A 10,116-nucleotide genomic window follows, 5' to 3' on the forward strand; every position below is an offset into this window, starting at 1 on the left:
GCCTTCGTCGCCTCCGCCCGCGATGGCGTCACTGACCTTTCGTCCGCTGGAAGTAAACGGGGGTGTGTCGCCGGAAGTGGCGGCGCGGGACTTGCAGCTGACGGCTCAGCAAGCCCAGTCGGCGCAGGGCAAGGACGATGTTCTGCAGCAGCTGGTACGCCACCAACTCGAGATGATGGTGACACCGGTCATCCGCTGGGAAGGGGATGTCTGGTCGGGGTTGTTCATGGCCCTGACCCTGCATGTGCCGCCGGAAGCCGAGCAGCATCAGCGTGATGGTGATTCGCACGATGACGCGCCCGAGGGCAGCTGGCACAGCGAGTTGACGTTGCGACTGGCCAACCTGGGCGAGCTGGGGGTTCGGCTTTGGCTGAAAGAGCGGTCCGTCGCCCTGGAAATTCGCACGACCGAGACTTCGGTGCTTGCCCGGCTGGAGAAGGGGCGGGAGGATTTCGAGTCACGGCTGCGTCGTTGTGGGCTGGATGACGTGCGAGTCAGTGTATTGCGTGACGAGGGTGATGCATGACCTATCGGGACCCGCGTGCCGAGTCGCGCCGTCAGGCCGTGGCGCTGGCCTACCGCGAGGGCGATGCCGCACCGCAGGTGGTCGCCAAGGGCTATGGCGAGCTGGCCGAGCGGATCGTCGCCGAGGCGCGCCGCCAGGGCGTGTTCGTCCATGATGCGCCGGAACTGGTCGGTTTGCTGATGCAGGTCGATCTGGATGCCCGGATACCGCCGGCTCTCTACCAGGTCATCGCCGAGCTACTGGTCTGGGTCTACGGGCTCGAGAGCGATTCAATGGAGAAAGATCGTTGATTCCCCCATTGATTGATCAACGATAGACGAGCGGATCGCTTATTGGTTTATCCTTTTTTACGTTTTTTGCTCCACGAATCTCCTTCCTGAACAAGGCGTTAATGCGTTGTTGCTGACATATGTCACGTTTCCTGCAGCGTGGCTGAGTTTCCTGCGCGAAGCAGTTGAACTTCTTAATAAAAAAGTCTCACAATAGTCGCACACTGACAGCGTTCAGTGGCCGGGCGACTCATGATATGGGCCCGATAACAAGTTGAACGGCCTCGAATCGTTCACGCCGGTAATTGCAGGGAATACACGTGATGCCTACTGATAGCCTCCTGAGTGACATTCAGGACACGAATCTCTCCTATCTGCTGCTGGTCCAGCGGCTGCTCAACGAGGATCGCCCGACGGCGATGTTCCGGCTCAAGCTGAGCGAGGAGATGGCCGACCTGCTCGTCTCGCTCTCGGTCAAGCAGTTGGGGCAGCTGGCGCGCTCCAATCAGCTGCTGTGCCGGCTGTGCTTCGAGGAGCCGGACCAGCTGCGCAAGCTTATCGAAGATCCGCGCGACCAGGGACTCGGTCAGATCCATTCGGCACTGCTCATGGCTTCCGGTTCGGAAGTGCGGTGTCCGGATCCGACATCAGGCTGGAGGTGAGATCATGGCCGACAAGAGTCTCGTCAGCGAGATGCGCCAGGTCCAGATGGCGATCGAATTGATCGAACTGGGCGCGCGGCTGCAGGTTCTGGAAACTGAAACCGACCTGAGCCGTGCCCGGCTGATCAAGCTCTACAAGGAAGTTCGCGGCATGTCACCGCCCAAGGGGATGCTGCCGTTCTCCACGGACTGGTTCATCACCTGGCTGCCGAACATCCATTCTTCGCTGTTCTACAACATCTACCAGCGTCTGCTCGAGGACTATGGCTGTGACCGCATGGGGGCCTTCGTGCGCGCCTTCAAGCTATACCTCGAGCAGCTCTCGCTGGAAGAGGATGCCGAGCCGGTGCTGGGGCTGACGCGCGCCTGGACGCTGATCCGCTTCTTCGAAAGCGAGCTGCTGGAGCTGTGCGAGTGCACCAGTTGCCATGGCCGCTTCGTCGTGCATGCCCACACGCCTCCCCAGGGGTTTGTCTGTGGCATCTGCCAGCCGCCGTCGCGTGCCGGCAAGACCCGCAAGCGTCGTCAGGCGGCGGCGAACCGCCGCCAGCAGGCCGATGACGATGCAGAGCCGGTCGGCACCACGCGACGCCAGGCCTGATCCAAAAGAATTCACGCCTACCCCCTCAAGCGCACGGGGCCTCTGCCGATAACGGGTGGGAGGCCCCGTTTTTTGGCAAGGGATACATCGTGCTTATTGTTCTCGGTTATATCATCGTTGTTGCAGCCGTGTTCGGCGGCTATGCCATGGTGGGCGGTCACCTGGGCGCCATGTTCCAGCCGGCCGAGCTCGTCATCATCGCCGGTGCGGCGCTGGGGGCCTTCGTCGCTTCCAACAACGGCAAGGCGATCAAGGCGACGCTGCGCACTTTCTCCAAGCTCAAGCGCACCACCAAGTACAACAAGACCATGTACATGGAGCTTCTGGCGCTGCAGTACAACCTGCTCTCCAAGGCAAGGCGCGACGGCATGCTGGCCATCGAACGGGATATCGACGACCCGCAGAACAGCCCGATGTTCGCCGACTACCCCAAGCTGCTTTCCGACCCCATGATCATGGCCTTCCTGACCGATTACCTGCGGTTGATGGTCAGCGGCAACATGGATCCCTTCGAGATTGATGCCCTGATGGAGCATGAGATCGAGACCTTTCAGCACGAGGCGGAAATTCCCTCCCACGCCCTGCATGCCGTCGGCGACGGGTTGCCGGCCTTCGGCATCGTCGCCGCGGTCATGGGGGTGGTGCATGCGCTGGGAGCCGCCGACCAGGGCGGGGCGGAAATGGGCATGCTGATCGCCAACGCGCTGGTCGGCACCTTCGTGGGCATCCTGCTGGCCTATGGCTTCGTCAACCCGGTGGCGGGGCGCATCCTGCTGCAGGTGAACGAGGCGGTGAAAATGCTGCAGTGCATTCGCGTCACCCTGATGGCCAGCCTCAACGGCTATGCGCCGCAGCTCGCCGTGGAGTTCGGTCGCAAGGCGCTGTTCACCGCCGAGCGTCCGACGTTCACCGAGCTTGAAGATCATGTGCGCTCCTCCAAGAACACCGCGGGTGGTTCATGAGTGGCAATCGCCCGATCGTCGTCAAGCGCCGCAAGAACAAGAGTGCCGGCCATCACGGCGGAGCCTGGAAGATCGCCTATGCGGACTTCATGACCGCGTTGATGGCGCTGTTTCTGGTGTTGTGGATTCTGGCACGCTCCAACGAGGCGCAGCTGCGCAGTATTGCCGAGTACTTCCGGACGCCGCTCCCGGTAGCCATGGCCGGCGGCAACAAGACCTCCGCCAGCACCAGCGCCATCCCCGGCGGTGGGCCGAGCCCCATGCACAGCGAGGGAGAGCGTCCGCGCATCGATGACCGCCTGCACACCCGGCCTGCCGACGAGCAGCGCCAGTTGATGGAGCTCAAGCGGCGCATCGAGTCGGTGATCGAGCGTCAGCCGCACCTGCGGGAGCTGCGTTCGCAGCTGCGTATCGAGCTGACGCCGGAGGGGTTGCGCATCCAGATCGTCGACTCCGAGAAGCGTCCGATGTTCGAGCTGGGCAGCGATCGGGTCGAACCCTACATGCGGGACATCCTCCGTGCCATCGCGCCGGTGCTCAACCAGTTGCCCAACCGGATCAGTCTGAGCGGCCATACCGACAGCCTGCCCTATATCGGCGGCGAAAAGGGCTACAGCAACTGGGAGCTCTCCGCCGATCGCGCCAATGCGGCACGCCGCGAGCTGGTGGCCGGCGGCCTGGATTCCGAAAAGCTGCTGCGCGTGGCGGGCATGGGCTCACGTGTACCGCTCAACGCCGAGGATCCCAGGGATCCGGTCAATCGCCGCATCAGCATCGTGGTGCTGGACAAGCACACGGCGGAAGTCATCCAGAACCAGAGCGGCTTCAAGAGCGTGAAGCCATCGAGCCTGGACTCGTCGCTGTTGCCCAAGGAACTGCGCACCGAGTCCACCCCGAACACGGCGTTGCCTGCCTCCGACACCCGGCGCAATGCCCCTTGACGCGAGTGGAATAGAGCATGGATATCAGCGATTTCTATGAAACGTTCTTCGAGGAGGCTGATGAGCTTCTGGGCGACATGGAGCGCCATCTGCTGGATCTGGACGTCGATGACCCCGATCCCGAACAACTCAATGCCATCTTCCGCGCCGCGCACTCCATCAAGGGAGGAGCGGGCACCTTCGGCTTCCTGGTGCTCCAGGAGACGACCCACATCCTCGAGAACCTGCTGGATCACACGCGTCGCGGCGAGCTGACCCTGCGCCGCGACATCGTCGACACCTTTCTGGAAGCGAAGGACATGTTGCATGACCAGCTGGACGCCTATCGCAATGGCGCCGAGCCCGACCCCGAAGCGTTCGAACGCATCTGTCGCACGCTGAAGCAGCTGGCCCTGGATGAGTTGGGCAAGTCGATGGGCAGTGATGCGTCAGCGGGCGCTGCAGCCACTGCTTCTACAGCCGCTGCCCCGGCATCCGACCCCGAGCCCGCCCCCCGGGCCGATAAATCGTCCGCGCCTGCAGCCGGCGGCGACGCATCGTCCGGAACCGGCAAGGGCGAGACACGCTTGCAGGTCGCGCTGCTCAAGGTGGGTGAAAAGGATCGCCAGCTGCTGGTCGAGGAGCTCGAACAGCTGGGAGAGGTCGCCTCGCAGAGCGGTGATGAACAGCGCTACGTCGTCGAGATGACCACTACCGTCAGTCGTGATGATATCGAGGCGGTGATGTGCTTCATCATCGAACCCGATCAGCTCGAGGTCACGACGCTGGGCGAGGCGGCAGGCACTGCTGCTCAGGAGGTGCCGGCACAAGCGGCGGCGCCGGCGGAGCCGCAAGCCCCCGCCCAGCCGGAAGCCCAGCCGGCAAAGTCACCGAGTGCGCAGCCTGAGGCCGCGCCACCGGCCCGGGAAGACAAGAGCGGCAAGGCCAAGGCGGCGCCCAAGGGCAACAAGGCCAAGAGTGGCGGCGAATCGAGCTCGATCCGGGTGCCCGTCGACAAGGTGGATCAGATCATCAACCTGGTCGGCGAGCTGATCATCACGCAGGCGATGCTCGACCAGACGGCGAGCGAGATCGACGGCGTGACCCACAGTGCGCTGCACAACGGCCTCAACCTGCTCAAGCGCAACGCGCGCGACCTGCAGGAATCCGTCATGTCGATCCGCATGATGCCGATGGATTACGTATTCAGCCGTTTCCCGCGTCTGGTGCGCGACCTGGCCGCCAAGCTCGACAAGGACATCGAGCTGGTGACCGAAGGCAAGTCCACCGAGCTCGACAAGAGCCTGATCGAGCGCATCATCGATCCGCTCACCCACCTGGTGCGCAACAGTCTCGACCACGGTATCGAATCACCGGATGTCCGCGAGGCGGCGGGCAAGTCACGGACCGGGCGCCTGACCCTGTCGGCCCAGCACCAGGGCGGCAACATCCTGATCGAAGTGATCGATGACGGCGCCGGCCTGTCGCGGGAAAAGATTCTCGCCAAGGCACACAACAACGGGCTCAATGTCTCCGACACCATGAGCGACGACGAGGTCTGGCAGCTGATCTTCGCGCCGGGCTTCTCCACGGCCGAGCAGGTCAGCGATGTCTCCGGTCGCGGGGTCGGCATGGACGTGGTCAAGCGCAACATCCAGGCGATGGGGGGGCATGTCGAGATCATGTCCCGGCCGGGCGAAGGCACGACCACGCGTATTGTCCTGCCGCTGACGCTGGCCATCCTCGACGGCATGTCCATCAAGGTCGGCGAAGAGGTCTTCATCCTGCCGCTGGGGGCGGTGCTGGAGTCGCTGCAGCCGTCCCGCGAGGATCTCTACTCCATGGCCGGTGACGACCTGCTGCTCAAGGTGCGTGACGAGTACCTGCCGGTCATCGCCCTGCATCAGGTGCTGGATGTCGCCGATGCACGGACCGAGATTACCGAGTGCATCGTGGTCATCGTTCAGGGCGAGGGGCGGCGTTACGCTCTGGTGGTGGATGATCTCATCGGCCAGCAGCAGGTCGTGGTCAAGAACCTCGAGACCAACTATCGCAAGGTGCCGGGCATTTCCGCCGCCACCATCCTGGGCGACGGCAGTGTCGCTCTGATCCTCGACATCGTCGACCTGCATCGCCTCAGTCGACGCAAGTCCAATTCGCGTGCGGCGGTGACAACTTCGTCCATTCAAGAGGTGCATCCTTCATGACTAGCGTGACCCAGAACCCGACTTCCGCCGACAAGGCCCAGGCGGCGATCGACGCCCACAGCCAGGAGTTTCTGGTCTTTTCCCTGGGTGACGAGGAGTACGCCGTCGACATCCTGAAGGTCCAGGAGATCCGTGGTTACGAGAATGTGACGCGCATTGCCAACGCGCCGGCCTTCATCAAGGGGGTCACCAACCTGCGCGGCGTGATCGTGCCGATCGTCGACCTGCGCATCAAGTTCAACCTGGACAACGTCGAGTACGGTGGTCAGACGGTGGTGATCGTCGTCAACGTCGCCGACCGTATCGTGGGGATCGTCGTCGATGGCGTCTCGGACGTCATGACCCTGACGCCCGAGCAGATCAAGCCCGCCCCCGAGTTCGGCGTGACGCTCTCGTCGGACTATCTGAGCGGCCTCGGTAGCCTCGAGGACCGCATGCTGGTGCTGGTCGATATCGACAAGTTGCTGACCAGCGAAGAGATGGCTCTGGTCGACGGCGCCGCCGAGAAATAGGCCTGCTCCGCGCTGCCGCTCACGGCCGTGGCGATTGCGTCACGGCCGTTTTTGTTCGTACCGCAGGCCGCTCAGGGTTGCGGTGCCGACGTGGCTCTTGACCTCGGTCAAGCGATGGCGCTCAAGTCACACGGAATGGTGCCGATAACCCGTTGAGTAATGGCTGATTACGAGCCGGTGATAACCGGCCTTCCGAAGGCCGGATAGCTGACAATCAAGGGGGTGACGTGAAGCGACTCGACGACATGACCGTCAAGACCAGCTGGATGCTGGTGCTGCTGGTATTCACGACGTTGCTGGTGGGCGTCAGCGCGCTGGGCTGGTATGCCGTGCAGTACAGTCAGGGTGCGCTCGGCTCCCTCAATCAGGTCAACGTCGAGCAGCAGTCCGCCCTCAACCGGGCCAACAGCCAGCTGCTCAGCCTGCGCCTGGCAATTCAGGATCAGTACGCCAGCCTTACCGGTGCCACCTGGGGCGACACCACCGGTGATGCCTCCGCACTGGCTGACCGGCTGGCCACATTGAAGAAGACCTTCGCCGAGTTTCAGGCCATCCCCGTCAAGCCTGCGCATCAGGCCCTGGTCGATCAGGTGGAGGCGGACTTCCGCAAGCTGATCGATGAGGGTATTGCCCCGCAGGTCCAGGCCCTGCAGAACACCGACCTGGCGGCCTACAGCGATGTCGCGCCTCGAGTGCAGGCCCTGAACGACACCTTCTACAAGAGTGCCGTGGACTTCTTCGTCAACGCCGAGAATGACGGTCGCTCCCTCTACCATGCCTTCGGTGACATGGCCGTGACGCTCAAGGCGGCCATCGCCGCGGCGCTCGTCGTGGCGCTGGGGATGATCCTGTTCGTGCTGTGGGGCATCACCCGGAACGTGATTCGCCCGCTGGAGCGGGTGGTCGGCCATTTCGAGCGCATGGCCGAAGGCGATCTATCCGCCAGTATCGAGCAGCGTGGCAACAACGAGATCGGCAAGCTGTTCGCCGCGCTGGCGCGCATGCAGGAGGGGCTGTCGCGGACAGTGAGCAATGTGCGTCGCAGCAGTCAGTCGATCTACCGTGACTCGCAGAGCATCGCCAGCGGCAACAATGACCTCTCGGCGCGCACCGAGCAGCAGGCGGCGTCCCTGGCCGAAACCGCCAGCAGCATGGAAGAGCTCACCTCAACGGTGGAGCAGAATGCCGACAACGCGCGCCAGGCGAGTCAGTTGGCCGGCAGCGCCGCGCAGACTGCGTCGCGCGGTGGTGAGGTCGTCGGCCAGGTCGTCGATACCATGCACGAGATCAGCCGCAGCTCTCATCAGATCGTCGATATCATCGATGTGATCGACTCGATCGCCTTCCAGACCAATATCCTGGCGCTCAACGCTTCGGTGGAGGCCGCGCGGGCCGGCGAGCAGGGCCGTGGTTTTGCGGTCGTGGCCGGCGAGGTGCGCGAACTGGCCAGCCGCTCGGCCGCCGCAGCCAAGGAGATTCGCGGCCTGATCGAAGCGTCCACCTCGCGGGTGGACGCCGGCTCACAGCTGGTCGACCAGGCCGGCGACACCATGCGCGACATCGTCGATTCGGTGCAGCGCGTCAACGACATCATGGACGAGATCGCTGCCGCCTCGCAGGAGCAGAGCCGGGGCATCGCCCAGACCAACCAGGCGGTCAGTCAGATGGACCAGACCACCCAGCAGAACGCCGGCCTGGTGCAGGCGTCCGCGGAGGCCGCCAACACTCTGGCGCAGGAAGCGGACGTGCTGCGCGAGTCGGTGGCGCGCTTCCGCCTGGCGTCACGGTTCGATACGGCGTCGGGCGACACCGCGGCCACGGCCCGGCCGGCGCTGACGCGGCAACCGACAGGCGCCACGGCGGCGAAGCCGGCTGCCGTGACACACGAAGCGGAAGCGGATTGGGAATCTTTCTGATTCAGTGATACCCCTCCCGACGACACGATGCTCGGTTACATAACGACAAACCGACAGACCAAAAACGATAAAGGCCGGCACGCTGCGGCAACACCGGCCACCACGCATAGCCAGCGGGGAACCCAACATGAGAGACAGCCAGCCCGTCACCCAGCGCGAACGCCTGCTCGATGACGACCATTACCTGATCACGCGCACTGACCTCAAGGGGCGGATCACCTACGCCAACCAGGCCTTCGTCGAGGTCAGCGGCTATGAGCGTGACGAATTGATCGGGGCGCCGCACAGCATCGTGCGCCATCCGGACATGCCGGAGGCCGCCTTCGCCGACCTGTGGGAGACCATCCAGGCCGGGGAATCCTGGCGTGGTCTGGTCAAGAATCGCTGCAAGAACGGCGACTATTACTGGGTGGATGCCAGTGTCACGCCGATCCTCGAGGATGGCGAGGTGCAGGGCTATGCTTCGGTGCGGGTCAAGGCCACGCCGGAGGCCTGCGAGCGTGCCGAGCGTGTCTACGCGGCCATGCGCAGCGGCAGCCAGCGTCGCTACACCCTGGACCGCGGACGTATCGTGCGTCGCGGCCTGCTGGGGCGCTTGCGGCGTGTCCGCGTGCGCTCCCTGCAGGGGCGCCTGGTCAGCATGGTGCTTCTGTCGCTGGTGCTGCTGGCCGCCGGCGGCGGGCTGGGCTTGTATGGCGTCGACGCTGCCGGGCAGCGAACCCAGGCGCTCCAGCGTGACGGGCTCGAGGATGTGGCGCGGCTGCAGCAGATCGACCAGCTCACTACCCGTGGGTCGCAGCTGCTCTCCAACAACGATCGCATGACCCTGATGGATCAGCGCTTCGAGTATGCCAAGCGCCTCGAGACGATCATTCAGCGGGTCCAGGCGGTCTGGACGACCTACAGCGAGCGCGGCGTCAATCAGACACCCGAGGCGCAGGCCTTCGGCCGCCAGCTTGAAACCTTCCTCGACGACCACCAGGGCAAGATCGCCACCGCTTTCTCGGGCAAGGAGGCCTTCGACGCCTTCGTCGCCCTGCGTGACTCGCTGCAGCCCCTGCAGAAGGCGAGCAACGCCCTGGGCGAGAGCATCAATAGTTTGATTCAGGCCAAGCAGGCGGCGGCCCGGGAAATGGCCGGTCAGGCGCAGGCGCAGCGACGTCAGATGATGATCGTTCAGGCCGTCCTGCTGGGAGCCGGGCTGGTATTGCTGATTCTGATGGGCGTGCTGACTATCCGCGCGATCCGCCGGCCGATCCGCGAATCCAAGCAGTTCACCCTGCAAATCGCCGCGGGCAACCTGGGTGCGACCCTGCCCAGCCGGCGCAATGACGAGATCGGCGAGCTGATGGCGATGCTCGATACCATGCGCAAGAGCCTGGGTAACATCGTGCACGACGTCGACCGCAGCGTCGCGGTGGTACGGCCGGCCTCGCGGGACATCGCCGCGGGCAACGAGGATCTGTCGTCGCGCACCGAGCAGCAGGCCTCGTCGCTGGAGGAGACCGCCTCGAGCATGGAGGAGATGACCGCCACGGTGA

10 protein-coding genes are annotated in these 10,116 nt (G+C 64.0%); all 10 read left to right on the forward strand.

Features of this window, described 5'->3' with window-relative positions:
- On the forward strand, window positions 1–526 hold a 526-nt coding region (fliK, locus tag ACTCB7_RS09420; RefSeq protein ID WP_463006462.1), incomplete at its 5' end, for a flagellar hook-length control protein FliK.
- Window positions 523–816 (forward strand): EscU/YscU/HrcU family type III secretion system export apparatus switch protein, encoded by a 294-nt coding sequence (locus ACTCB7_RS09425; protein ID WP_463006463.1) that lies wholly within the window; start codon window positions 523–525, stop codon window positions 814–816. The genes fliK and ACTCB7_RS09425, both read left to right, overlap by 4 nt.
- A 302-nt stretch (window positions 817–1,118) precedes the next feature.
- Window positions 1,119–1,457 carry a flagellar transcriptional regulator FlhD gene (gene flhD, locus ACTCB7_RS09430; RefSeq protein ID WP_463006464.1) on the forward strand — a complete coding sequence of 113 codons (339 nt, stop codon included), beginning with the start codon at window positions 1,119–1,121 and terminating at the stop codon, window positions 1,455–1,457.
- Between the two features lie 4 nt (window positions 1,458–1,461).
- The gene (flhC, locus tag ACTCB7_RS09435; RefSeq protein WP_463006465.1) at window positions 1,462–2,058 is read left to right on the forward strand and encodes a flagellar transcriptional regulator FlhC; all 597 of its coding nucleotides are present in this window, start codon (window positions 1,462–1,464) and stop codon (window positions 2,056–2,058) included.
- Between the two features lie 89 nt (window positions 2,059–2,147).
- Complete coding sequence (gene motA, locus ACTCB7_RS09440) at window positions 2,148–3,020, forward strand: flagellar motor stator protein MotA (RefSeq protein WP_463006466.1); 873 nt, start codon at window positions 2,148–2,150, stop codon at window positions 3,018–3,020.
- The gene (gene motB, locus ACTCB7_RS09445) at window positions 3,017–3,961 is read left to right on the forward strand and encodes a flagellar motor protein MotB (RefSeq protein ID WP_463006467.1); all 945 of its coding nucleotides are present in this window, start codon (window positions 3,017–3,019) and stop codon (window positions 3,959–3,961) included. Before motA ends, motB begins: the two co-directional genes overlap by 4 nt.
- A gap of 17 nt (window positions 3,962–3,978) precedes the next feature.
- Window positions 3,979–6,147 carry a chemotaxis protein CheA gene (gene cheA / locus ACTCB7_RS09450; protein ID WP_463006468.1) on the forward strand — a complete coding sequence of 723 codons (2,169 nt, stop codon included), beginning with the start codon at window positions 3,979–3,981 and terminating at the stop codon, window positions 6,145–6,147.
- Complete coding sequence (gene cheW / locus ACTCB7_RS09455) at window positions 6,144–6,659, forward strand: chemotaxis protein CheW (protein WP_463006469.1); 516 nt, start codon at window positions 6,144–6,146, stop codon at window positions 6,657–6,659. Before cheA ends, cheW begins: the two co-directional genes overlap by 4 nt.
- 227 nt (window positions 6,660–6,886) lie before the next feature.
- Complete coding sequence (locus tag ACTCB7_RS09460) at window positions 6,887–8,575, forward strand: methyl-accepting chemotaxis protein (RefSeq protein WP_463006470.1); 1,689 nt, start codon at window positions 6,887–6,889, stop codon at window positions 8,573–8,575.
- A 127-nt stretch (window positions 8,576–8,702) separates the two neighbouring features.
- Window positions 8,703–10,116 (forward strand): methyl-accepting chemotaxis protein (locus ACTCB7_RS09465; RefSeq protein WP_463006471.1); only part of this gene is annotated, 1,414 nt, incomplete at its 3' end.

Source organism: Modicisalibacter sp., from assembly GCF_055145905.1.

Bases quoted from the DNA above. Each gene is read 5' to 3' on its own strand.
- ACTCB7_RS09425 (WP_463006463.1), top strand. From the start codon at position 523: ATGACCTATCGGGACCCGCGTGCCGAGTCGCGCCGTCAGGCCGTGGCG.
- flhD (WP_463006464.1), top strand. From the start codon at position 1,119: ATGCCTACTGATAGCCTCCTGAGTGACATTCAGGACACGAATCTCTCC.
- flhC (WP_463006465.1), top strand. From the start codon at position 1,462: ATGGCCGACAAGAGTCTCGTCAGCGAGATGCGCCAGGTCCAGATGGCG.
- motB (WP_463006467.1), top strand. From the start codon at position 3,017: ATGAGTGGCAATCGCCCGATCGTCGTCAAGCGCCGCAAGAACAAGAGT.
- cheA (WP_463006468.1), top strand. From the start codon at position 3,979: ATGGATATCAGCGATTTCTATGAAACGTTCTTCGAGGAGGCTGATGAG.
- cheW (WP_463006469.1), top strand. From the start codon at position 6,144: ATGACTAGCGTGACCCAGAACCCGACTTCCGCCGACAAGGCCCAGGCG.